Here is a 25,690-nt window from a genome sequence, read left to right on the forward strand (position 1 = left end):
AATACTATTTCAATGACTATTGCAAGGTATATTGCTATTGAGCACACGCACCGCGAGCGGATACGATGACTGATATTCATACCCAATTTATCGATTTATCCGAATTACGTCTGGGTATGTTTGTCTACCTCGACGTCGGCTGGATGGAGCATCCATTTCCAGTCAGTCATTTCAAAATCAGTCATCCCTCGCAGATTGATACGCTCCGCTCATTGGGGCTACAACGCATTCGCTATTCGCCAGACAAAAGTGATTTACCCCGAGCTGCCGTTACGCCGTCCCTGCACCAAGACGCCGATACCGATGACGTCGTAAATGCCCAAGAAGTCGAAGAAAGTGAAGAAGAACGCGCGACACGGCTTCGTCGCGACCTATTGATTAAGCAAGCGGCGAGTCTTCAAGTCTGTGAAAAACAATTCACGAGCGCGGCACAGACTTTCAGGCAAATCGGCGACCACATGCATGCCCAACCAGAAGTAGCAAGGGCAATGACCGAGCAACTCATCCATAATTTTCTCGGACAAATTTTAGGTGAAGACGAAGCGGCAATCCGGCTTTTGTCAGAAAAAGCGGGTGAAAAAAGTTCGCTACATTCTATCAATGTGACGGTGATTTCACTGCTTCTTGGGAAAGCACTGAAGCTTGATAAAACAGACATGCTGCATCTGGGTATCGGCAGTCTCTTGCACGACATCGGCAAACTGGAATTACCTGATCGTTTGCGGTGGTCTGACGAGCAATTTAGTTATGCTGAAAAGCAGATTTTTCATGAGCACGTCAGCCATAGCGTCACACTAGGTAAAAGCATGGGCTTACCTGCGAGTGCCTTACTGTTAATCGCCCAACATCATGAAAACGTTGATGGTAGTGGCTATCCAAGCCGAGTGAAAGGTGACAAATTAACACCGATCAGCCGAATTGCCGCCTTGGTTAACTTTTACGATAACCTCTGCAACCCCGCCAATCCTGCATTAGCCATCACTCCGCATGAGGCGCTATCGCAACTCTTTACACAGTACAAAGCCCGCTTCCATGAGCCCACATTAACGGCATTTATCCGCATGATGGGCATCTATCCACCGGGCTCGGTTGTGCAATTAACGGATGACCGTTACGCCTTGGTGGTCTCCGTCAACTCTGCGCGCCCGATCAAACCAAAAGTGATTATTCATGATCCTGCTTATCCACGCGAAGAAGCCTTGATCATTAATCTTGAGCAAGAGAAGCAGCTCGGCATACGCCGAAGTCTGAAACCTCTACAATTGCCGAAAGCGGCGTACGACTACCTCTCCCCACGCAAACGCTTATGTTACTTTTTTGAGCGCGGGTTGGAAGTTAACACGCACTTTGTGGCGGAAGGTAGCCCATGAAATCACATCAACTGCAATCATTAATTGATGGAATGTTGGAAGCGGTGATTCTGGTCGATCCGATTCAATTGCGGATTCTGACCGCCAATCGCACGGCGCACCAACTGCTCAAACTCGCGCCTGGGTCGCTGATAGGAAAAGGGATTGTCGATATTGCAGCTGCACCGGAAGATCTCTTTTTTTGGGAAGATGTGGCGGTCGGCCTGACAGAAAATATTCACTCCGAAACGCTCTTGCAGTGTGCTGATAACAGCATTCTGCAAGTCGAGCGCCGTGTTACTTTGGTCAACGTCGGCATGGATAGTTCCTTCTACGTTGTTGCTATCAGTGACCGCAGCAACCAACGGAAAGTTGAAAACGAACTTGAAAAATTGATTGCCGAATTAAGGGGCACTTTAGAGTCTACCGCTGATGGTATTTTGGTGACGAGTCTTGACGGCGGCATCCGCAGTTATAACCATTTGTTTTCAGAGTTATGGGGATTGCCCGACGAGCTCATGACACAGCGCGACGATGGTGCAATCTATGCATGGATGGACAAATGCATGATCGATGCGGAGCATTACACCGAACGCCTCGGCACAATCAGCCGATCTCCCTTGATGGAAGCAACCGACATTTTAGTGCTGCGTTCAGGGAAAATTTTAGAGCGCGTAACCTTGCCGCAATTCGCGCGTGGCAGACCGATTGGTCGTGTTTATTCCTACCGCGACATCACACAAAAATTAGCTGACGAAGCACGATTACAATTAGCCGCAAAAGTCTTCGAATCCAGCACCGATGCCATTTTCATCACCGACCACGAACAGAAAATAATCACTGTTAACCCCAGTTTTGAAAAATTAACGAGTTACACCGAAGCTGAAATGCGGGGTCAAACACCACGCGCGTTTTTTTCTTCAGAAAGTAATGCGGAGCTCATTGATCAATTGCTATCTCGGTTAGAAATCAAAGGATCCTGGGAAGGTGAGTTGTGGAATCGACGTAAAAATGGTCATGCCTATTTATGCATGATTACTTTGGTCAAGCTTCAGGATGATCGAGGCAATACCATCAACTATATTGGCTTTTTTAAAGACCGCACTGAAACACACGCGGCTAAACAAAAGATCGAAGAACTGGCTTTTTCTGATGCGCTTACTGGTCTACCAAATCGACTGTTGTTGGCGGAACGCATTCATCAAGCCATTACCCATGCGAGCCGCAAAGATGGCTCGTTTGCCTTACTGTTTCTCGATCTCGATCACTTTAAACAAATCAATGACTCACTTGGCCATCCATTTGGAGACCGTGTGTTACTTGAAGTCACAGAACGTTTAAAACGCTGCATACGACAAGTCGATACGGCGGCCCGTTTGGGCGGGGATGAGTTCATCCTCCTATTGCATGAAGCCGACGCAGCAGGTGCTGAAATCTGTGCGCAACGGGTGTTAGAAGAATTGTCGGCACCGATTACGCTTGATGGCATGAATTTCACGGTGACCTCCAGTATTGGCATTGCGCTTTATCCAGCAGATGGTCTGAGCATGGATGATTTGATCAAAAATGCGGATAGCGCGATGTACCACGTCAAAGAACGTGGCCGCTCGGATTTCCGTTTTTATCAACGACAAATGAACATTGGTTTGCTGTCGCGAATGAAACTGGATCATGCCATGCGGCAGGCCTTAGAAAAAAACCTTTTCCGCCTGCACTACCAACCTCAATTTGATCTGCGAACCGGCAATATCTTTGGTGTTGAGGCCTTAATTCGATGGAAAGACAAAGATTTAGGCGACGTCAGTCCCGCCCAATTTATTCCGATTGCCGAAGAATCAGGGGCGATTGTCCAAATAGGTCATTGGGTCATGCAGACGGCAATGCGACAGGCCGCAGAATGGAATCGCCAGGGACATTCCCTGCGAATGGGATTTAACGTCTCTGGATTACAATTTCAACAATCGAATTTTGTTGAAATGATTGCGACTGAACTAGCGGCGAATAATCTCAGCCCTGCTTGCATTGATCTCGAGCTTACCGAGTCCGTGCTCATCAAAGATATCGACGAAAATCTCAAGAAGCTCAATGCACTCGCGAAATTAGGTGTCAGGTTGTCGATTGACGATTTCGGTACGGGTTACTCCAGCCTTAATTATTTAAAACAATTCCCAATCCATAAGCTGAAGATTGATCGGTCGTTTGTGGAAGATTTACCTCAAGACGAGAGCAATGCGGCGATCGTCACGGCGATTATCCACCTAGCGCATGCATTGAAACTACAGGTCATTGCCGAAGGTGTTGAGACAGAAGAGCAACGGCAATTTTTGTCCGAACTGGATTGCGATGAACTACAAGGCTATTTGTTTGCCCCTGCCATGTCCTTAGAAGAGTTTGAAAAAACCTTTCTACAAGACGTTCATAATTTAGGTTGCCAATTACGTGTCTCTTCTTGAATCTGAGCGATTTGTTCTGCATTCAATCCTGCACTGACCAAGTCGCGGCTATCTAACGACTTGCTACCGATATTCAGACTTGCTTGAAGCAGATATTGATATCCGGTGATCACATCTTTTTCTGTTCCCATGCCATACAGGTAATGGCGACCTAGCTGGAACTGCGCAGAAGACAAGCCTTTCGATGCCGCCTGTTTGAGTAATGCGACGGCCATTTTTTCATCTTTAGGTAAACCATTTCCATCGTTGTACAACATCGCGAGATGATATTGGGCAGCAGGATTTTTTTGCAACGCAGCACCTTGGTATAACGCAGCTGCTTTTTTGAAGTCTTGCGGCACGACCTGACCTAGTTCATACAAAGAGCCAAGAATTAATTGCGCTGCAGAGAAATTTTGTTTGGCAGCCATATTAAACAAAGACAGCGCATACGCTTCGTCTCTGTCTTCGCCATCAGCGGTGAGATACAATAAACCGAGATTGGTTTGTGCACCTGGATGTCCTTGTTCTGCGGCGCGTTTCAACCATAGACGGGCCTCCTCTAGACTTTGATATCCAAAGTCCCCATTCAGATAAGCCAACGCTAATGTATTTTGCGCCTCGACATCTCCCATCAAGGCCCAATGCTGCACTTGCATTTCGTCTTCATCAAAATCATCGTCGCCAACGGCACTGGCGCATGACGCCATGATCGTTAGTGCAAAAAAAAGATGGAGGAATTTTTTCATCATTTTCTTTCGCTTTTTTGGACTTGATTTGATACTACGCCCGTCGCTCTCAAAAACATGTTTCTTTCGTGTCGAATAAGGTAACGAATTGTTATTCAGGAACTGACTATTTGATCTCTCGCAAGGTACACTATTAGAAATTTAAAGGGAAGGGCTCCATGTTGAATCAAGTCACCAAAAAAAAATTTCGCATCGGTCTGATTGCGAACCGCTCTCATCAAGATGCGAAAGACTCCGCCTTAGTACAATTGATTCGTGGCGCACAACACGCCATTGCATTTTTGGAACCGGAGTTCGTTGTCGTTGGCAGAACGCTTGACGCGATGGTAGGTCACGGTCTTTTAGACATCTGCAAAAACATCGAACGATTCCCGTATGGACGTGATGGTGGCTTGATGAAGCTCGTTTCACGAGTTGTTGATAGTGACCCAGCACGCGCTGTGGATGCGGTGATTTATCTGATTGATCCTGTTGATCCTTCTTCTATTTTTCCTGAAGCAGTCGCCTTAAAACGGCAATGTGTGATCCATAAAAAACCCTTTTTAGCGACATTGGCAAGCGCACGCGAGTGGCTGGAATTGGAAGCACATTCGCGAGGTGCACAATGCGACATGAGCCTTCAAAAAAGCTTTCAATTACAACATGAAAGTATTGCGCTCATCGCACACGACGCAATGAAACAAAAAATGTTGTTACTTGCTGAAAAACATTTTTCGTTACTCGATCAGTTTGCGCACCGTTATGCAACGGGAACGACAGGCGGTTTGCTCAATGCACTTGCACAAAAAATAAAAGGTGAAGAAGCAGGTAGAAATTGGGTGAAGCCTTACTTGTCAGGACCGCTTGGTGGGGACGCACAACTTGCTGAGTTAGTGTTGGATCGTGATATCCGACGAATTTTATTTTTAGAAGATCCCCATGTTGCACGGCAACACGAGGCGGATATTCAATTACTAGAAAGAGCCGCGCGCACTGTAACCGATTTTTCTCAGGTCATTAGTGAAGTCGATGGTGCCGATCACTGGCTCACGTGTTTAGAACAGCGTGTTGCACAGAACTGAAAAATGATTTAATTCGTTTCCACTTCACGCCCAACTTACACACCCTATGTGTCTCTCAGGGTGTTCATCATGGTTTCTGAAAGAAGATAAATGACGCGCAAATATGCCGATATGAATCAACATGACGCGCTGTATAAAGTCGCACGCGCCTATCCTGGGGGTCTAGAGGCCTTGGCAGCCAAGTTGGATATGTCTGTCAATGTGCTACGGAATAAACTGGCACCAAGCATTGATTCACATTACCCATCGTTTGAAGAATTATCGCAAATCGTCGAATGTTGCGATGCAGCGGGGGTCGCTGATGCTCATCTTCCACTCCATGCCTTGTTGGGACGGCACGGACTGGCTGCCTTTGTCATTCCCGAGCCAGGTCAAATCAAAGATGATGATTTGTCCCGTACCGTGTGCCGTGTCATGAGTCAGGTAGGCGATGTGGCCGAAGCCGTATCGACTGCATTGCTCGATGGTGTCATTACCGACGCAGAAGCAGATCTGATTGAGCGCGAATTTCAGGCAGCGCTCACGGTATTGGGAGAATGGCGTGCGAAAATCCGTGCTCACCGCCAATCACAGCCGTCATAAAGAACCGTCATCACGGGTAGTCATTTCGTAAAAGATCATGAACATCGCTGCGTGGATCGCCTGCATGCTTTACAATCAAGTCCTTTGTTGACGCTTCCTGTACCATGTCTGACGAATCACTCCCCTCGCATCCTCGTCCGCAATCTCTGGCCGATATATTCATTTCATTCACCCTACTGGCATTGCAGGGCTTTGGCGGAGTACTCGCCATCGTTCAACGTGAACTCGTCGAAAAGAAACAGTGGCTGACACCCGAAGAATTCGTCGAGGACTGGGCTGTAGCGCAAATCATGCCTGGTCCTAATGTCATGAATCTGTGCATGATGGTCGGTAACCGTTATTTTGGTTTGCCTGGTGCCATCACGGCGTTAGCGGGAATGATCACGATCCCACTCATTATCGTTTTATTACTTGCACTGACCTACGCTCAGTTTGCCGATCATCCTGGTGTTGCGGGTGCATTGCGCGGTATGAGTGCGGTGACCTCAGGGATGATTTTTGCGTCAGGTCTGAAACTCATCCCCGCACTCAATAAGCATCCCCTAGGAAAAACAAGTGCACTGATCCTCAGTGCTGTTTGTTTTGTTTGCGTTGGAATATTCCGCGTCCCATTGGTCTATGTGTTACTTGGATTGGGTGCTATTGCTTGGCGCTTAGTCTATAAAAAGCTGGAGAAATAATGTCCCTGCCAGCCCACCTGTTATCCATTCATATGACGTGGTCCGATTGGCTCCATCTTTGGCTCCACTTTTTGATGCTGTCCCTACTCTCTATCGGTGGTGCGATTTCAACGTTGCCTGATATGCATCGCTATATCGTCGGCGAGCATCAATGGCTCAACGACACGCAGTTCAATTCATCGATCGCTATCGCCCAAGTTGCACCGGGACCGAATGTGTTATTTATCGCCCTCATGGGTTGGAATATCGGACTGAATGCGGGCAGTATGTGGATGGGACTCTTTGGGATGTTTGTGACCATGAGTGGCATCTTGTTTCCGAGTACAACGCTGACTTTCTTTGCAGCGCGCTGGGGGCATGAAAACCGCGATCTACTCTCCGTACGGAGTTTTAAATTAGGTATGGCGCCGATCGTCGTAGGCTTGCTGCTCTCGACTGGCTGGATTATGTGCAGCTCGCACGATGTACCGACCAAGGATTGGCCGATTTGGTTGCTGTCTGCACTGTGTGCATTGGTCGTCTGGCGCACACGCTTGCATCTCTTGTGGCTCTTGGCGCTAGGGGCAATTCTCGGGTGGTTCGGTTTAGTATGACAAAACAAAAGGGCAGCAACGCGACTGCCCTTTTTCGATGTTAGACAAAACCTAGGTTGCGACTACTGGCGTTGTAGTTGGTCAAATTCGGCAGTAAGGTCAACAAGTCGCTATCTGAAACACCCAGCCATTTACCCAATGTCGCGGCGTATTGCTCTACCGAGGTGGTTGGGAGCAAACGTCCCTGACCCACATCATCCGGACCATTCGATGCGATGATCGGGGGTGTGCCATAGTAACGCTGACCGTTCACCGCGCCGCCCATAACAAAATGCATGCTCCCCCAACCGTGGTCTGAGCCGTCGTTATTACCACTGAGTGTCCGTCCAAAATCAGAGGCGGTAAAGCTCGTAACGTTGTTCGCGACACCTAACTCGACGGTGGCATTGTAAAAAGCCGACATCGCATCCGCCAAACCTGTCATCAGTTTCGGGTGAAGCGTCACGAGACCATCATGCGTGTCAAAGCCGTTCATTGATACAAAAAAGACTTGTCGTTTTGCACCGGTCGTCGCTGCAATCGAAATCATTTTGGCGACCATTTTCAACTGATCACCGAGGCTGTTCTGTGTAGGAAATACCGTTTTCAGTGCAGGTGCCGCTGCCAGCGCCGTCGACAATAGCTCATTGGCGTTGATGGCCCGTGCGTTAATGCGGTTGTATTCGTTTTCAAGCAGATGCGTGCGACTTTGCGTGACCAGTGTTTGGAGTGCACTAGAACAAGCTGAAGAACCGAACAGTGGCGATTTGATGCCATTCAACGGTACTGAGCCCGATGTTGAAATTTGGTATTGGACGGCAGTATTGCCAGCGAGGTACACCGCATTACCCGAGACATTAATGCACGTAAAGGTCGAGTTCGTATTGGATGATTGAAATAAATCGCCCATCTTGCCACCCCATCCTGATTTTGCTCCTTCGGATGACGATGATTGCCAGACCGACTGCTGGTCGTTATGCGAAAACAATTTGGGCGGAAGAGGGACACTCTTGCTGGTGTATTGTGTTTTCGTTGTGGGTTGGATGAGTGTACCAACGTTAAGAATCACCGCCATCTTTCCCGCATTAAAAATCGGCATCAATGGTGATAACTCCGGTGCGAGAGCGTACTGATGGCTAAAACCCGCACTGTCAACAGGCGTGTTGATGGGATTGAGTACGGTACCTGTCAGCGTATTCTGAGCATAACCGAGACTAGGGCGCAGACCGATATAAGCTTTATAACCTGAGGTATCGTACGGAATGAGCGTATTACCGTAATCGTTGCCGCCGTATAAAAAAATACAAACAGTAGCTTTGTAGTCTGTCGCCGTCGCGGCAGATGCCTCTGACAAAGCAGCGAGGTTCAATGCCCATGGCGTCGCAACGCCAGCAATAGACAAGGTGGATGCGCGCTGCAAAAAGGCGCGGCGTGAAGCGTTCATTGATGACTGATCAGACATGGTGGCGTCCTTATTTCTGTACGATGTATTCTGGTGCAGCAAAGACCAATGTCAGTGCGGCATATATACGGTTGGCCGTCGCTGCATCGGTGCCACTCGGCATACTGCTAATCGCCGTCGACAAGGCGGCAATGGTGGCGTCGCTTAGCTGACCGGCAGCAACGACCGTATTTATTTCCGCGAGCAATGCGGTTGGTGTTGCGGCTAAGGGCGTCAAGGTGCTGTAGTCTGGCACGATGTCCGCATTACCTTTACTGATCATTCGTTGCATAAAATTCACGTAACCCACGACCGTCGATTCATTGGTGATTTGAAATTCAGGGGCAACCAGCGAGGCGTTTGCGATGGATGTATTGGGAGGTACGTAGCCTGGTCGGAAGAAATTAAAAACGGACGAGGAGCGTAGAGGGCTCTGCCCCAGTCTCGACGCGGGGTCACTGGTGTTGCCGATGGTCCATAACTTACCCACCGAGCTGACGTTGTAAGCACGCGCCCAACTTAAGAATCGATAAATAGGCTCACGCAATTTACCAAATTGCGGATTGGTCAGGTTTGCACTATTCCGCGCTTCATCATCGAGCAATAAGGCCTTCACCACCGCAGCCAAGTTACCTTTGACGCCAGTACCATCATTAGAAAATACAGCGGCAACACGTTGTACATAAGCGGGCAACGGATTGCTAGTCACCAGTCTTTGAATGAGCTGGCGACTGACAAAAGGCGCGACGTTCGGATGGGCAAAGATAATATCTAACGCCGCAGTAAGGCTGTGCGCACCATCGAGGCCAGCCGGAACGGTGCTCCCCAAAAACGTCGAGGCGGCAGTTTCATGGCGACTAGCAACTTGTGTCAGCGGACGTTGATGGTAATCAGGTGTCGACGTGTTACTGGTCGACAAATCGAAATCCCACCCCGTAAAAATTTGCGCCAGTCCGGTAATATCGGTCAGTGTGTAGGTTTCTTGGTTCGCACCGTTGACCGTTACTGGGGTGCCGTCCGGATTAAGCTTAAGTAACCCGATCGTGAACAATTGCATCAATTCACGTGCATAGTTTTCATCAGGATGGGAATCAATCTTCGGATTCGCTTTGGCACTTCCCACGTAGGTCAAATATTGTCCCATCGCTGAGGTCAACGTAACGGCCTGCAACAAGGTACGGTAATTGCCGAACGCATTGGCTTCGAGCACATCCAAGTAATTAGCGGCGGCAAAAGTTTGCCAACCTGTCGCGGTTAATCCGTCAATACCCACCACCAAGATTTCCGCTAAGGCGTGCGTCACCCGCTGCCGTAACGTATCCGGTGACGTGATCAGTTTGTACCAAACGACTGAATCAAACCCGTTTTGTGTAAAAATATTTGCAGCGGCATCAAAACTATTTGTCTTGAGCCAACTCCAACGGGAAGCGGAAGGAGCCATGGCCATTTGGGCATCAATCCAAGCGGCATAGCCAGATGCTTGGACTTTTGCCATCTCGGTGCGTGTGGCCCCAACCGATGCCTGCGCCAAAAACCGAGATGCTTGAGCATCGGTGATGGGCGCTGCTGCGACGGGTGGCGTCGTACCGCTGGTTGAAGAAGCCGCACCGCCGCCGCAAGCCTCGAGTAATAAGCTGCTGCTAGTCGCCAGTGTGATCGCCCCTGCGGTATTTTTTTGCGAAGAGGCTAGTGAAGGATCAGAAAGTTCCGGTAACTGGTCTGCGACTTCTTGTATTGTCTGCATCATGTGCCCCGCTTGAAACGGTAAGAATATGGTCAATACCAAGTAGAGTAGAGGATCGGCTAAATCTTGCCTACAAGAATTTGTTGTTTTGAAAGTTACAAATTATGCTGATGCATGGGGCGAATAGCGTTTTTCATAGAGGAGAAGTGATGGCTCATTTTGTCTAGCTGTAATTAATTGTTACAAATTACGGCTCAATGACAAGGAAAATTCCCTGTTTATGTAAATTTCCTACCAAGCTTTGTTACAGACTACCCCGCAGATTGAGGTATCCTTGGCAACTCAAAACCCTGACTGTCCGAAACATCATCCATGAAGTTGAGCATTGAAGCACCTGACAACGAGATTGCAGAACCCGGCGAGGTTCACCTGCATCTCAGATTTCGTCCAGCCAACTTTATAGGAATCGCGATTGTTCTAATCATCCACGGCTTGCTGCTGTATTTCCTGCTGCACATGCAGATGGAAAAAAAGAAGAAACACGGTGATGACGCGGGCTCACAAACACCCATGGTATTGATTCTGGACAAGGCCACCGTCGCTAAGATGGCCGCGCCTGCCCCCAAAAAATCAACACCGAAACCACCGGTCATTGTTCATACTAAAAAAGCAATTACGCCACCGACGCCCGTTGCACCTGTTGAAACGGCCCAAGTGACGGTGAAACAACCCGCACCCATTGTCGAAGCGCCACCGCAGCAAGACATGATGAGCATGCTCAATGCCGCACGTGAACGTCGGCGTGCTCAGCAAGAAGCCGCCAATCAAGAAGAACAAGCAGCCAACCAGTCCAGTCACGGCATGAGCCCACAAGAGGTTGCCGAGGCCAATGTACGGCACAGCATGCAACAAGCGGCAGGGCGTGAAGGCACAAGCGGTGTCTTCCAAATTGTCAGTATGAGTACCCGCGTTGGGATGTTTTCCTTCCGCGGCTGGAAGCCAACCTCTGGTAGCAGCTGGAAACAAACCATCGAAGTCGATGCGGGTCTGGGAGGCAACCTGCAATTGGCGATGGTGCGTCGCATGATTGAGTTAATACGTACTCACTACACTGGAGACTTCAGCTGGGAGTCACGTCGTCTGGGACGCGTTGTCATTTTATCTGCACGTCCACAAGACAGTGAACAACTCGAAGCCTTCCTGATAAAAGAGTTTTTCGGATAAATCGCGCCACGCTGCGTTCGGGATGCATCGATTTCTAGATCACAACAGGTATTTGCAAATCGCATCTGTTCCGATGCACAACGTAAAATAATCATCTGTTATGGTAAAAACTACAGCGAACTGTATCTTTGCCACTGCCCCCATACCGCGGATGATTTGCTGATGCATGCACCTACTCTCTATCGCCAGATTGCCGAACATTATCTCAGTGCTATTCGTCATGGCACATTGACGATTGGCGATCGCATGCCCTCGGTACGCAAAATCATGCAGTTGCATGAGGTCAGCTTATCGACGGCCTTACAAATATGTCGCTACCTAGAAGCCGAAGGATGGCTTGAGGCGCGTCCACGCTCGGGGTATTTTGTCAGACAGCCACGCAGAGTACGACTTGCGCCAGCCATGGAACCCAAACCTTCCACAGCCATCGATCCGGCACAGTTTGTGGGAATTCATGAACGCGTATCAGGCATCATTGCCCAAGGGCAAAGACAGGTCCGAATTAATCTCGCACGCGCCACCGGTGCGCCAGATCTGTATCCCCACAAACAATTACGTCAATTAGCAACGCAATTACTTCGTCAGCATCCACTTCTTTTGACAAAAGCGATCTCGCCTGGTGGCAACAAAGAGCTCAAATCGGCGCTCGCTAAGAGAGCGTTGGACGTGGGAATCAGCACGGCAGCGGAGGACGTCATCGTCACCAACGGGTGCATTGAGGCACTCAATCTCGCTTTGCGTGCCGTGGCGCATGCGGGGGATGTGATTGCCGTTGAATCACCGACGTTTTACGGATTGCTTCAAGTGCTGGAAAGCTTGGGCATGAAGGCTTTAGAGATCCCCACTAGCCCCAGTACGGGTATCTCGCTCGAAGCATTGGCACTTGCCATGCAGACCTACGACAATATCAAAGCCGTCGTGGTAGTGCCGCACTTACAGAATCCCCTAGGCAGTATGATGCCTGACACCCATAAACAGCGACTTGTTGCGCTGTGCGAATCAAACCAAATTCCGCTCATTGAAGATGACTCTTATAGCGCGTTGACGAATGCGGACAAAATCCCAACGGCTGCCAAGCACTGGGACCGCACCGACAACGTTATTTACTGCGCATCGTTACACAAAATTTTAGCGCCTGGGTTGCGTCTAGGCTGGATGCTCGGTGGTCGCTGGCATGCGCGAATCAGCATGTTTAAGTATGCACAAACCCGCTATAACGAAGAACTAACGCAACTAATCGCCGCGCACTTTTTGCAATCAAGCAGTTATGACCGCCACCTACGTAAACTACGGTCGACATTGACCGAACAGCGAGAAAAAATGGCAGAAGGGATCGCAACTTATTTCCCGGAGGGAACGCGATTAACCATTCCTGATGGTGGCGTATCGGTGTGGGTCGAAATGCCACCACAAGTTTCCTCCCGCGCCGTGTTCGATGCGGCTTTACGGCAGGATATTCTTGTCTCACCGGGTTTGCTCTATTCCAACTCCAATCGCTTTGACCATTTCTTGCGTCTCAATTGCGGAACGCATTACTCCCATGAATTAGAGGACGCGCTACGCATCTTAGGACAAATCGTGAGTGACTTTGCGCGAATCAGAAAGAATGTTGCTGCATAAGCGACGGCGGAAGAAACCTGAAATTGCGTGGAATAAAAAAACTCCCGAACAAGTCGGGAGTTTTTTATTACTTCGTTCTCAAAAATGGAACTTGCAATTATTTAAATGTATAACGCATATTTACATAGAAATAACGTCCGACAAGATCATTTTTGCTTTGAACCGCGCCATCTTCGCTAGCCGCATTTGAATATACTGGCGGTTTGTCAAAGGCATTGTTAATACCGAAGTTAACACTCAGATCCTTTTTGAGTTTTGCGTTGAAGTTCATATCCCAAACGGTATAGGATGGAATTCTCGCATTGGTAATCGCTGGATCTTGGCTGTGTGTAGGATCATCAATGTTCAACGTACTTGCATACGTTCTTGCAGTAATCGATCCCTCATATTTATCGACCTCATACCCTAAACGGAAAGAGTTGCTCCATTTTGGATGATTGATGCCGTCTAAACGTGAAGTAGGATCTTCTCCTGGTGCGACACTTTGCTTGTATTCCAAGAAGTAGGTGTTAACTTCACGGAATGTAAGCTTGCCAAAGCTACCCAATTTCAAACCATAGTTCAAATCGATATCAACACCTTGAATCTGCGTCTTACCCACGTTCGTGTAAGGCAAAGTCACACTGTTAATACGACCTTTGTTCAAGCCAGGATGTTTCGCTTCCAACGCATAGTTACGTGGGTCACGACCGACTAAGGCCGCAAATCCAGGGATCTTGTCTTCGTTATCGAGCAGATATTGTGCATCTAAAGACTGAATCGTGTCCTTTTGGTTAATACCAAACCAGTCAATCGAAGCAGTGAAATCTTTAACAGGTTGCAAGACGATACCAAATGAATAGTTGTCTGCCGTTTCTGCTTTCAGATTCGGATTCCCTTGCAAATAAGCTTTCGGGCTGTAGGAACACTGTGCACCAACGTAACCCAAAGGACCGCATCGTGCCCAGTCAGCAACCGTCACATAGGCCGTTGTCGTTGAACTAATTTCTGGCAAGGTTGGCGCCTTAAACGATGTCGTCGCTGAACCACGAACTAAAATCTTGTCCGTTGGACGCCATGCTAAAGCAATTTTTGGATTCACTGAGTTACCAAAATCACTGTAATGGTCACCACGCAACGCTAATTGCATTTCCAATGTTTTAAGAACTGGAATATCGAACTCACCATAAGCAGAATACACACTACGGCTTGCTTTGCTCGATGTTGCACCGTAATTAGCAATATTACCTGCTGCCATTACTGCATCAGGCACGTCGTCGATCGACTCATGACTGAATTGGGTACCCCATGCAAAGCCAACTGGACCATTCGCAATGTTGAACAAATCCGCCTTAGACATTTTCCACTCGGCTGTCTCAAGACGAGAAGTCGCACGACGCAAGGTGGATGTCAGCATCGGATTCACCACGCTGGCTGGATTCTGATCAACGAATGGATCATAACCACCTGCTTTACCCAAGATACCAGCTTGCAACGAAGCGTTTGAAACGTCTTTCAATACCTGTTTTGTCGTGGAATCATCAATGTGATTTTGATTCAAGCTGATCGCTGCTTCACTTTCCCATTGACCGACCAAGCCGCGCCAACCACCAACCAGACGAATCGTATCACTGTTGATGGTTTCAACTTTCTGACCGGCTTCGTAGATTGCACGGAAGATTTGCAAACGATCGCCAGGAGTAAAGCCTTGTAAGGAACCGTCTGCACTCGGTCCTGGTAAGCTATTTAACCCAGGGTTCGTTGATCCTGCAGTTGCTCCAATAAAGCTAGAAGAAAAGGAGGGGAAACCTTGTTGAACCGTTGTTTTGCTAGTTGTGACACCGGCTTCAGCAAACAACTCATCTGTGTTGTTCAACTTTTTGGTGTAAATGGAAGAAATACCAAATCGCTCAATATGCGGCGACAGTTGCGTAGCAGGATTAGTAAAGCAAACGTTGTCACCTGTGTTTGAGCTAACACCAACAGTACCGTGACAGCCAGGGATCGCATATCCAGGTTCGCCGTTATCATAATCACGGAGGCTACCTCTGTAGAGGTTTGTCGTAGTGCCATCAGTACCACCAAAGCGTCGATGGTCAGGGTTGGAATAATAATCGTGCAAATTGCTCCACAAAGGATTGCGCTTAAAGGCGTCCACTGTGACCAACAAGTTTTGGCCATCAGCATCAAGATCACCAAAGCCAGCAGTAATACTTGTGTTATAAGTACCGCCGTCACCCTTCTGGTTGCTACCAACATTCGCAGTAGCTTCTACCCCTTGATAATTTTTCCGGGTTTTAAAGTTAATGACCCCGGCAACCGCGTCTGAACCATAAATCGCAGAGGCGCCGTCACGCAAAATTTCAACAGAGTCAATCGCAGCTAAAGGTAAGCTGTTCAAGTCAACGAAAGAGTTTTCAGCACCGTCTGCAAAACCGTAATTTGCCAAGCGACGACCGTTAAGCAAAATCAATACATATTTTGCATCTAAGCCGCGTAATTGCGCTGAAGCAGCACCACTTGCAAATGAACTACTCGACGTGCCGTCCAAAGCAACTGCCATCGAAGGCAACTTGCTTAACAACTCGATCACTGTGCTAGCGCCTGTTTTTTCAATTTCACTGCGCTTAATCACTTCAACAGGAGTAGGTCCTTCCGCATCGATACGCGAAATATTTGAACCTGTGATGACAATACGTTGCGCTTTTGTATCTGTCGTTGCGGTCGTTTCTTGTGCATATGCAGCTATTGCCACGCTACTTGCAAAGACTGTCAACGCGAATCGTACCGCGTTCACTCCTATTTTTTCTCTAAATTCCATACCTACTCCCAGTGATTTAATGATTTTATTTTTCCCTGATTGATGTAGGGTCACTTCAAAATTCAATGAAATCAGTTCAGCGAAATGATCTCAAAGTTTTCAGTAAAATTTTTCTAATGAAAATTTTCCCCCTATCTGACTTGATTATTAAATAATTTGTTACATCTGTGTTGCAATCTGTCGCATCTCTTACAACACTTCCCTTACCAGCGGTTAAAATGCAGAGAAGCTTCGGTTTAATAATTTTTAACAAAATAAATTTCGAAATAAATGATATAAAACAGATTTTCAATGGTTACTCATGCGGTCAACTTCTTTGAACAATTGATAACTGTATGTAAAAGTTGTTTTAATTAGTAAAAAAGCTATCTTTTGGCAGCTTTAATGACGGAAGTTATAAACTTATTAAAAATTATTCTAAAGAAGTCTGGTGACGCGTAACAATAGTGAGGGTGTCGCTGGTGTGGAAAGCCACAATAGTCGCTGTGGGCTTAATTTTTAATAATGCGCTTTGCTCATACGGTTGATCTTAGACATGTTTAGCCGTAGTTCTGATTTCGCTTTGAAATGACGTAGCAGCAGACGGGCCCAGAGTCCGCAATGGCGTTGCCTGTTTTCATAAGGGTGACCCTTTCCTTTACAACGGAGACACACTATGCAGCAGCAACCGATCTACAAATCCCTGTACTTTCAGGTGATTGTCGCCATTCTTGTTGGCGTCGCACTTGGCCATTTTTATCCTGAATCTGGCGCTGCCATGAAACCCCTCGGCGATGGTTTCATTAAATTGATCAAAATGATGATTGCGCCCATCATTTTCTGTACCGTCGTCATTGGTATTGCCGGTATGGAAGACATGAAAAAAGTCGGTAAGACAGGCGGCATGGCACTTTTGTATTTTGAAATCGTCAGTACGCTGGCATTGATCGTTGGTCTGTTTATGGTCAACATCCTGCAACCTGGCGCAGGCATGCACATTGATGTGCACAGCCTCGACACCAAAGGGATCGCTGCTTATACGGGTCCAGGCAAAATGCAGACTACCGTTGATTTTCTGATGGCAATCATCCCATCCACGATCGTCGATGCATTTGCGAAAGGTGAAATTCTGCAAGTATTGCTGATCGCCGTCTTCTTTGGTTTTGCATTGCATCGCTTCGGTGGTCGCGGAACGCTGGTGTTTGACTTCATTGAGAAAATTTCTCATGTGCTGTTTGCGATCGTTGGCTACATCATGAAAGTAGCGCCAATCGGTGCATTTGGTGCAATGGCTTTTACGATCGGTAAATTCGGTATTAAGTCGCTGTTGTCACTGGGTTACTTAATGGCGACTTTTTACGGTACCTGCTTGATTTTCATCTTCGTCATCCTCGGACTCATTGCACGCTTCCATGGCTTTAGTGTGTGGAAATTCGTGAAGTACATCAAAGAAGAATTGCTGATTGTGCTTGGCACTTCCTCTTCCGAATCCGCGTTGCCAGGGATTATCGGCAAGTTAGAAAAACTGGGCGTCAAAAAATCAGTGGTTGGTTTGGTGATTCCAACTGGTTATTCCTTTAACCTCGATGGCACATCGATCTACCTGACAATGGCAGCCGTCTTTATTGCACAGGCTACTGATACACCGATGACACTGATCCAACAACTCACCTTGTTGGCAGTACTCTTACTGACATCCAAAGGGGCTGCGGGCGTAACAGGTAGTGGCTTTATCGTTTTGGCAGCAACCTTGTCCGCCGCCAGCGACGTTCCTGTTGCAGGCTTGGCGATCATTCTCGGCATTGACCGCTTCATGTCCGAAGCGCGTGCGTTGACTAACTTGGTTGGCAATGGTGTGGCAACGATTATTGTCGGTAAATGGGGTAACGATGTGGATATGGATCGTCTCAATAAGGTACTGGATAACAAACCAGTCGCTGAGATCGAGCATCAAGACGAACATGAAGCGATGATCTCTACGGCAAAACATTTGTAAGAGCCGTCGTACTAACTGATAAAAATAGCGAACCTCGGTTCGCTATTTTTTTTGTCACTTCAAGTGACTCAGTCGTCGTATCTGCGTCTTCCCGCACACAAGAGGAAGTCAGTATTGCTGATTCAACTTCATTGATTCAACTTCACCTGACGCATGTGTTGGTAGGCGATCATCAGCGCCAGCAACTGCACGGTAGCCGCCATAAAAAAAGGCGCACCGAGCACCAGACTGCCGCGTGGCGCATGGCTTACCTGCGCCAACAAACTCGTACCCACCAGTGTCGCTGCAACGCTCATGATACTGGCGAGGGCGCTCAACGAGCCCATCGCGACCCCTTGCGACCGCGCATCAACTGCACGTGAGAAAAACGCCTGCAATGCGGGTCCCGCTGCAAAAGCCAGTACGTTACATAAAATCAGGACATACATCATCCAACCCTGCGTCGCCAACCCATATAGCGTGAGCGAAATACACGATGACATCAATCCAAACAAAATGGCGTTGGCGTCACCGACTTTCTTAATGTAGCGCCCCAAAAATACGCCCTGCATCACCACGCTAGAAATCCCGACCATAAAGAGCGACAAGCCATTCTGCATCGGCGTCCAGCCAAACCGTAGTTCTGTGGATAACACCCATGTCGTTTGCAACGTGAACTGCGCAAACATCGTTAAGCCATACACCCACACCAGCGATCCAACCCCACGCAAGTGAGCAAGACCACTCAGTCCCGCAAACGGATTGGCGGATGCAATCGAAAACGGTTTGCGATTGGATGGCGATAAGGATTCTGGCAAAGAGAAAAAACCGTATACCACGTTGGAAAGCGAAACGATCGCCGCTAAGTAAAACGGATAATGAATATTCGCTTCACCGAGTAAACCGCCCGTCACAGGGCCGCAGATAAAACCCAAACCGAACATGGCGCCAATTTTGCCCAAGGCTTTGCTGCGATTTTCTGGTGAAGAAACATCGGCAATATAGGCATTAGCAACGGACAAATTTCCCGCAGTGACGCCACCGAGCGCACGGATAATCAGCAGCCAATAAATGCTTGTTGCTTGGGTCAGTAATAAAAAGTTGAGACCAAGACCAAAAACACAGGTGAGCAATACGGGTCGCCGCCCAAAACGATCACTCAGGGCGCCAATGACAGGCGCGAAAAAGAATTGCATTACCCCGTAGATAGCCACAATCGCACCGTACCACTGTGCCTGCGCGTCCGCTTGCTGGGTAAAACTACCCACCAGACGCGGTAAGACGGGGATAATCAATCCAATCCCCAAAATATCAAGAAACACCGTAATGAGCACGAACCTCACATTGGTTGACAGCGGCGCTGTTGCTGAACTGGCAACGCCAGCCTGAGAATCGGGTGAAGTCATTCTTGTCGCTTTCATTGAAGACAAAAGAAGGGCATCATGGGCACATGATCAGTCAATGCAACAGGGAAACAACAGAATGGTGCATTGAGCGTATTTCGCTGTCATTTTGATGCAATTACAATAGTATATGATTCATCAACCTGAACCCGTGCAGAATTTTTATCTGCCTTTCGGTCCTCCGCGTTGAAGGTCTCCGCGCCCGCTGTGGGCAACAATAGACAGATCGCTTCGTGGAGTCACCGTATCGTATCGTCCAACGTGGAGTACCTATGCCGTTATTTGATCACTTTCTGGTGATTGCCTTGTTAGTCGCCATCAGCGCATTTTTCTCTATGTCAGAGATTTCATTGGCTGCTGCGCGTAAAGTGAAGTTACAGGTACTCGAATCCGAAGGCGAATTACGCGCAGCGAGGGTGCTTGAGCTTCAGCAAGAGCCAGGGCATTTTTTTACGGTTGTACAAATTGGACTCAATGGTGTCGCTATTCTTGGCGGTATTTTGGGTGAGCAAGCATTAACGCCTTATTTTGCCAAAGTCTTCCACACCTTACTCGGTGATGCAGCGTGGATTGATACAGCGAGTTTTTTGAGCTCATTTTTGTTTGTGACGTCGATCTTCATTTTGTTTGCTGATCTCATGCCAAAGAAGTTGGCAATGATCGCCCCCGAATCGGTCGCAATCGTCGTAGTCACCCCTATGCTGCTCTGCGTACGGCTGTTTAAGCCGCTGGTCTGGGCATTCAACGGATTATCCAATCTGATTTTTAATTTGCTTCATTTGCCAATGGAACGCGACGAGCAAATTACTTCTGACGAAATTTATGCGATGGTGGATGCGGGTGCTGAAGCAGGCGTCCTTCAAGCGCGTGAACATCACATGATCGGCAATGTATTCGAATTGGAAAGCCGCACCGTTCCGAGCGCGATGTCACAACGGGACAGCATTGTCTATTTCACCTTGCAAGACAGTGACGTCGTGATTCGGCAAAAAATCGCGGAGCATCCGCATACAAAATTTCTGGTATGCGATGGGCACATTGATCATGTTGTGGGTTATGTTGAATCGAAAGACATCTTAAAACGGGTCTTAACGAATCAGGCATTTTCGAAAGTACAAGAGTTGTCGATTAGGACAGCATTAGCCGTACCGGACTCGTTAACGCTCTCAGAGATGTTGGAACAATTTAAGGGTACACGGGAAGACTTTGCGGTTATCTTGAATGAATACGCACTCGTCGTTGGTGTCATTACCCTCAACGATGTGTTGAGCACCCTCATGGGCAACCTTGTGCATCCGTTTTTAGAAGATCAGATCGTCCAACGCGATACGAACTCATGGCTTATTGACGGTGCGACAACAATTGAAGATGTCTGTCGAGCACTTGATATTGATTCCTTGCCGGAGCAAGGCAGCTATGAGACTATTGCAGGCTTCATGATGACGATGCTAAAAAGAATACCGAAACGTACCGATTACGTGATGGTGGGCGCGTATAAATTTGAAGTCGTTGATATTGACCATTACCGTATCGACCAACTGCTGGTAGTGCGCGTTGATGACGCCCCAGCATCCTAACAATCCATTGCACAATTCTCACGCCGCCAGCATCAGGTTGACGGCGTTTTCGTTTTAATCAGGAAAGTTTCATGTCTCAAGCTTGCGGAGTAGATTTCGGCACCTCAAATTCAACAGTAGGTTGGCATCAGTCCAATCAACCGGCACTGTTGCCCCTCGAACAAGATAAATTAACCTTGCCTTCGGTGGTTTTTTTTAATGCCGAAGACGAAGAAGTCAGCTATGGTCGCGAAGCGCTGGCCAACTATCTGGCGGGCTACGAGGGACGCCTGATGCGCTCCATGAAAAGCTTGCTCGGAACCAGTTTGATGGATGGTCAGACCGAAGTTCTCGGTAAAAGTATCGCCTTTCGCGACCTGTTAGGGCAGTTTATCGGTGAGCTCAAACATCGCGCCGAAGTCTCTGCAGGCCAAGCATTTGACTACGCGGTACTTGGCCGCCCAGTGCACTTTATCGACGACAACCGCAACGCCGACCGGATCGCACAAAATACCTTAGAAGATATCGCGTTAGACATCGGCTTCAAAGAAGTCCATTTTCAATTTGAACCGATTGCGGCTGCGTTTGACTATGAATCGCGCATCAGTAAAGAAGAGCTGGTGTTAATCGCTGATATTGGCGGTGGTACCTCAGATTTCTCACTCGTACGCCTGTCTCCTCAACGTGCTCACGTGCTAGACCGCAGTGCGGATATTCTGGGCAACGGGGGTATCCACATCGGCGGGACAGACTTTGATAAGTACCTCAGCCTCGCGCACATCATGCCGTTACTCGGACTTGGTGGAAAATTGTCAAATCACACGGATATTCCTTCCAGCTACTATTTTAATCTGGCAACATGGCATACCATTAATCAGGTGTATACGCAAAAAGTCGGACGAGAGCTGGCAGATGTGTACCGAGATATCCAGAATCCTGAATACCGGATGCGTTTCGAGCGTCTGATCAATCTGGTGGAGGATCGGGACGGACACTGGCTGGCAATTAAAGCGGAAGAAGCAAAAATTTTGCTTTCTGACCATGACATGGTAAATTTGCAACTCGAACGATTACGTTGCAAGCAAGTATCAACAGTCTGTTCTCTGACAATTGAACAAATGGGTCTGCAATCAGCCATTGGTCATCTGAGCGTCAGTATTGCCAATGCCGTCTCGGCCGTGATTCAAGATGCAGGAATCCGGCCAGACCAAGTCGACACAGTGTTTTTTACAGGTGGTTCCAGCGGAGTACGTGGCTTGCGCGAGCAAATTGCAGCCATCGTCCCTCACGCTCGGAAAGTAGAAGGTGATTTATTTGGAAGTATTGGTGCCGGGCTAGGCCTTGATGCTGCACGCCGATTTGCATAAGCCTGCGCTTTTCGTTTGATTTGTATAGGCTATACTGAGTAGTAGCCTATAGATGTCCCCGCCAGGGAGGTTGCATGCCAATCGATGATGACGATGATTTGTTCATTGAAGAAGATTCAGCCGAAGATCCATTGTCAACACCAGCACCTCCTCAACGAAGCTGGAAAATTGCGATCGTTGATGACGACGAAGACGTCCATAAAACGACGTGTTTTGCACTCCAATATACGCAAATTCTGAACCGTCCTCTTGAGTTTATCCACACCTACTCCAAAGAAGAAACACGGCGGGTCTTTGCCACAGAATCCGATATTGCCGTCATCCTTCTTGACGTCGTTATGGAGACTGAACATGCGGGCCTTGAACTGGTCAGCTACATCCGAGATGAGCTGTGCTGGCACGATACGCGGATTATTCTGCGTACAGGCCAACCGGGCTATGCTCCAGAAGAAGAAGCCATCCGTGACTACGATATCAACGATTACAAAACCAAAAACGAACTCACCCGTAAAAAATTACTGACATCATTAACCGCGGCGATCCGCTCCTACGACCAAATTCGTACAATTGATGCAAGTCGACGCGGTCTGCATCAGATCATCCTGTCGAGTGCCTCGTTCACGGTGGATCATGGTATTCAAGGGTTTGCCGCGGGTGTGATTACGCAGATCGCCGCTCTTTGTGGTGTGCCGCCAGAGGGGCTCTTATGCGCCCAAGGGGAGCCTCACGATAACGACTCTGAACAGCAATTTAATGTCATTGCGTCTGCAGGGCACTACAGTAATCTGATGCATTGCGCCATTGATGAAATCGGCGACAAAAAAATCAAAGATGCGCTGAAATATGTATTGACCCATCGCGAGTCACTCTTTGAAGAACACCACATGACCTTGTATTTTTCAGGTCGTGGAAATCGTCCTCTCGCCGCCTATATTGATCTTCCTTATGCATTATCCGAGATCAACCACCACCTGCTAGAAGTCTTTTGTTCTAACCTCGGTGTCTGTCTAGACAATCTCAGTCTAGTCAATCAGCTCAAAAATCACGCCTATCGTGATCAGTTGCTCAAGTTACCAAATCGCTTGAAGTTTATTGAGCACATCAATGAACTGATTCAGCAAAAAGTCCCACAGCAGATGCTGGCGCTCATCGATATTGATGATTTTGCTGAAATCAACGATGTGCTCGGACACCATTACGGCGACTTATTATTGCAAGCTGTCGCTGATCGCCTTCGGGTCGATTTGGGTGAGGATATCTTTCTGGCGCGCATCTCAGGGGATGTATTTGGTCTGCTGGGTCATCAGACGCAGCTACAACCTGAGAAAATCAAACAGCTGTTCAGTGCCCCATTTATCTTCGACGAAACAGCGCATGCGGTTTCCACCTCCACCGGTATGGTGGAACTCGCCGGCTACGATACCGATGGTGCAGAAGCATTAAAAGACGCTAGTATTGCGCTAAAACGCAGCAAAACCTACCAACGTGGCAGCTACACCTTATTCACCCGAAAAATGGGTCTGGAAATTCGGGAGCGGGCAACGCTGATGCAACATTTGCACGAAGCGTTTGACGCCGAACGTTTGTTCCTGATGTATCAACCTCAGATCGAACTCAATACGAAGCGTTTTATCGGACTCGAAGCGCTGATTCGGTGGCGCACTGACGATGGACAGATGATCCCGCCAACAGACTTTATTCCTTTGGCTGAATACTCCGGTCTCATCATCAGCCTAGGCGCTTGGGTGCTGCGGACGGCCTGCTTTTTGATGGTACGACTACAACAAACAGGACTGGCGCCAGAGAGGATGGCGGTCAATGTCTCTGTCGTTCAATTTAGGCAAGATGATTTTGTGGATAACGTCCGTAAAGCACTTGCTGATAGTGGATTACGTCCTGAATGCCTCGAACTGGAAATCACGGAATCCGTAACCATGGCTGGCGCCAGCATGTTTGAAACGCGTCTGCATGATTTGAAAAAGATGGGGATTCATATCGCGATTGACGATTTTGGTACTGGATTTTCCTCGCTCAGCTACCTCGATAAACTCCCTGTTGATCGACTGAAAATCGATCGTGCATTCGTCCAGCAAATTGACACCCCGGCAGGCCCTAGAATTGCTGAGTTAATAACACAATTAGGGAAAAAACTCGGCTTAAAAGTCATTGCAGAGGGGATCGAAACGCAACAACACTGGGATGCGCTTAATGTCATGGGTTGCCATGAAGGACAGGGCTTTTTCCTCGGCAGACCGATGCCTGAAGATCTTTTATTGGAGTGGATTCAAGCGCGGACGTAAAAAAACAGGCGAGGGAATCCACCGTCGCCTGTTTTGTTTGCCGACTATGCAGTAGGCTTGTTATTTATCCATCTGTTTCGCCATCCGCTCTTGCATTTCTTTTTGCGCGTGAGCATGGGCTTCATCGAATATTTTTTGCTGATCTTGCGTTAACGTGCCGTAAAAAGCTTTCACCGCGTCCAACCGAGATTGCATCATCGCTTCGTGTCGTTTCATTTTTTCAAGCGAGGCAGCCATTCTTTCAGGCGTTGTCATTTTATCGATGTCTTTGGCAGGCATTGGTTCAGCGACTGATGCGGGTAACATCGCTTGCATGAACGTTTTCCACGCAGATTCCTGATTGGCGGTAATTTTCAGCTTGTCATGCAAATCAGCGAGGCGCTTTGCCATACGCTCTTTTACTTTCTCTTGCCATTTTTGGATTTCTTCCGGCGTGCGGACATGCGGATGATCTGCACTGACAGATGCAGCAGACGCACTCGAACTCGATTGCGCATGGACAACGCCTGCAACGTTCATGCCGACGAGGGCAAACATCACTAATAAGCTTTGTTTTAATTTATTCATATCGATCACTTTACCTACCAAAAGGATTTATTCAAAACACCTCTCACCACCAGCCATAACAACAAGGGTGGTTGACGGCGCAGAGACTGTGTTGAATAGACCCTTAGTTTTTTAAACCATGCCATCAGCTGCTAAAACTTGTCTGAGATCTAGGGAACCAGAAACAATAAACGAGTTCTAACATGTTGATATAGTGCGCTACTCTTGTATCACCTGCATATCTTTTTTGCTGCAGTTTGTATCCCTGAGTAACATTGAAGAAGCAAATCCCTTAAATCGGGTTTCTAAGTTTCATGACAAGGGTTTATCATAACAAGCTGATACAAAATCACTATTTTTTTCCAGGGAA

At 47.9% G+C, this 25,690-nt stretch carries 18 protein-coding genes; 12 read left to right on the forward strand and 6 right to left on the reverse strand.

Going from position 1 to position 25,690, the window contains the following annotated elements; translation table 11 throughout:
- Window positions 1-65: 65 nt before the first annotated feature.
- A complete protein-coding gene (locus ACO0K2_RS04525) occupies window positions 66-1,370 on the forward strand; it encodes an HD-GYP domain-containing protein (protein ID WP_423016212.1) in 1,305 nt (434 codons plus the stop codon).
- Window positions 1,367-3,802 (forward strand): sensor domain-containing protein, encoded by a 2,436-nt coding sequence (locus ACO0K2_RS04530; RefSeq protein ID WP_423016214.1) that lies wholly within the window; start codon window positions 1,367-1,369, stop codon window positions 3,800-3,802. Before ACO0K2_RS04525 ends, ACO0K2_RS04530 begins: the two co-directional genes overlap by 4 nt.
- On the opposite strand, the gene ACO0K2_RS04535 is transcribed toward ACO0K2_RS04530, so the two are convergent.
- On the reverse strand, window positions 3,766-4,533 hold the full coding sequence (locus ACO0K2_RS04535) for a tetratricopeptide repeat protein (protein ID WP_423016216.1): 768 nt from the start codon (window positions 4,531-4,533) through the stop codon (window positions 3,766-3,768). The two genes, ACO0K2_RS04530 and ACO0K2_RS04535, sit on opposite strands and share 37 nt — an antisense overlap.
- Before the next feature lie 155 nt (window positions 4,534-4,688).
- Between ACO0K2_RS04535 and ACO0K2_RS04540 the strand changes: the two genes are divergently transcribed.
- From ACO0K2_RS04540 to ACO0K2_RS04555, 4 genes are all read left to right on the forward strand, one after another.
- Window positions 4,689-5,591 (forward strand): methylglyoxal synthase, encoded by a 903-nt coding sequence (locus ACO0K2_RS04540; RefSeq protein WP_423016218.1) that lies wholly within the window; start codon window positions 4,689-4,691, stop codon window positions 5,589-5,591.
- 90 nt (window positions 5,592-5,681) lie between these two features.
- Window positions 5,682-6,173 (forward strand): phage regulatory CII family protein, encoded by a 492-nt coding sequence (locus ACO0K2_RS04545; RefSeq protein ID WP_423016220.1) that lies wholly within the window; start codon window positions 5,682-5,684, stop codon window positions 6,171-6,173.
- Window positions 6,174-6,277: 104 nt separating this feature from the next.
- Window positions 6,278-6,853, forward strand: a complete 576-nt coding sequence (locus tag ACO0K2_RS04550) for a chromate transporter (protein WP_423016222.1) — start codon at window positions 6,278-6,280, stop codon at window positions 6,851-6,853.
- Complete coding sequence (locus tag ACO0K2_RS04555) at window positions 6,853-7,446, forward strand: chromate transporter (protein WP_423016224.1); 594 nt, start codon at window positions 6,853-6,855, stop codon at window positions 7,444-7,446. The genes ACO0K2_RS04550 and ACO0K2_RS04555 overlap by 1 nt, the downstream gene beginning before the upstream one ends.
- Window positions 7,447-7,486: 40 nt before the next feature.
- Here ACO0K2_RS04555 and ACO0K2_RS04560 read toward each other — a convergent pair whose 3' ends face one another.
- Both ACO0K2_RS04560 and ACO0K2_RS04565 read right to left on the reverse strand, forming a co-directional pair.
- A complete protein-coding gene (locus ACO0K2_RS04560) occupies window positions 7,487-8,887 on the reverse strand; it encodes a DUF1501 domain-containing protein (RefSeq protein WP_423016226.1) in 1,401 nt (466 codons plus the stop codon).
- Between the two features lie 10 nt (window positions 8,888-8,897).
- Entirely contained in the window at window positions 8,898-10,613 is a 1,716-nt protein-coding gene (locus tag ACO0K2_RS04565; RefSeq protein WP_423016228.1) for a DUF1800 domain-containing protein, read from the reverse strand.
- A gap of 309 nt (window positions 10,614-10,922) precedes the next feature.
- On the opposite strand from ACO0K2_RS04565, the gene ACO0K2_RS04570 reads away from it, so the two are divergent.
- Complete coding sequence (locus tag ACO0K2_RS04570; protein WP_423016230.1) at window positions 10,923-11,774, forward strand: hypothetical protein; 852 nt, start codon at window positions 10,923-10,925, stop codon at window positions 11,772-11,774.
- 162 nt (window positions 11,775-11,936) lie between these two features.
- Window positions 11,937-13,394 carry a PLP-dependent aminotransferase family protein gene (locus tag ACO0K2_RS04575; protein ID WP_423016232.1) on the forward strand — a complete coding sequence of 486 codons (1,458 nt, stop codon included), beginning with the start codon at window positions 11,937-11,939 and terminating at the stop codon, window positions 13,392-13,394.
- A 97-nt stretch (window positions 13,395-13,491) separates the two neighbouring features.
- On the opposite strand, the gene ACO0K2_RS04580 is transcribed toward ACO0K2_RS04575, so the two are convergent.
- Window positions 13,492-16,194, reverse strand: coding sequence for a TonB-dependent receptor plug domain-containing protein (locus ACO0K2_RS04580; RefSeq protein WP_423016234.1), 2,703 nt, complete (start codon window positions 16,192-16,194; stop codon window positions 13,492-13,494).
- A gap of 655 nt (window positions 16,195-16,849) precedes the next feature.
- On the opposite strand from ACO0K2_RS04580, the gene ACO0K2_RS04585 reads away from it, so the two are divergent.
- Entirely contained in the window at window positions 16,850-18,169 is a 1,320-nt protein-coding gene (locus ACO0K2_RS04585) for a dicarboxylate/amino acid:cation symporter (protein WP_423016236.1), read from the forward strand.
- Between the two features lie 128 nt (window positions 18,170-18,297).
- Here the strand turns inward: ACO0K2_RS04585 and ACO0K2_RS04590 are convergent, their stop codons facing one another.
- Window positions 18,298-19,554 (reverse strand): TCR/Tet family MFS transporter, encoded by a 1,257-nt coding sequence (locus ACO0K2_RS04590; RefSeq protein ID WP_423016238.1) that lies wholly within the window; start codon window positions 19,552-19,554, stop codon window positions 18,298-18,300.
- 269 nt (window positions 19,555-19,823) lie between these two features.
- On the opposite strand from ACO0K2_RS04590, the gene ACO0K2_RS04595 reads away from it, so the two are divergent.
- The 3 genes from ACO0K2_RS04595 to ACO0K2_RS04605 all read left to right on the forward strand — a co-directional run bounded on the left by ACO0K2_RS04595 (window position 19,824) and on the right by ACO0K2_RS04605 (window position 24,774).
- Window positions 19,824-21,128, forward strand: a complete 1,305-nt coding sequence (locus ACO0K2_RS04595; RefSeq protein WP_423016240.1) for a hemolysin family protein — start codon at window positions 19,824-19,826, stop codon at window positions 21,126-21,128.
- Window positions 21,129-21,199: 71 nt separating this feature from the next.
- The gene (locus ACO0K2_RS04600; RefSeq protein ID WP_423016242.1) at window positions 21,200-22,474 is read left to right on the forward strand and encodes an Hsp70 family protein; all 1,275 of its coding nucleotides are present in this window, start codon (window positions 21,200-21,202) and stop codon (window positions 22,472-22,474) included.
- 74 nt (window positions 22,475-22,548) lie between these two features.
- The gene (locus ACO0K2_RS04605; RefSeq protein ID WP_423016244.1) at window positions 22,549-24,774 is read left to right on the forward strand and encodes a bifunctional diguanylate cyclase/phosphodiesterase; all 2,226 of its coding nucleotides are present in this window, start codon (window positions 22,549-22,551) and stop codon (window positions 24,772-24,774) included.
- 60 nt (window positions 24,775-24,834) lie between these two features.
- Here ACO0K2_RS04605 and ACO0K2_RS04610 read toward each other — a convergent pair whose 3' ends face one another.
- On the reverse strand, window positions 24,835-25,341 hold the full coding sequence (locus ACO0K2_RS04610; RefSeq protein ID WP_423016247.1) for a Spy/CpxP family protein refolding chaperone: 507 nt from the start codon (window positions 25,339-25,341) through the stop codon (window positions 24,835-24,837).
- Window positions 25,342-25,690 lie beyond the last annotated feature (349 nt).

It is taken from the genome of Undibacterium sp. MH2W (assembly GCF_049340215.1).
In the GTDB taxonomy this organism is placed as follows: domain Bacteria; phylum Pseudomonadota; class Gammaproteobacteria; order Burkholderiales; family Burkholderiaceae_D; genus Undibacterium.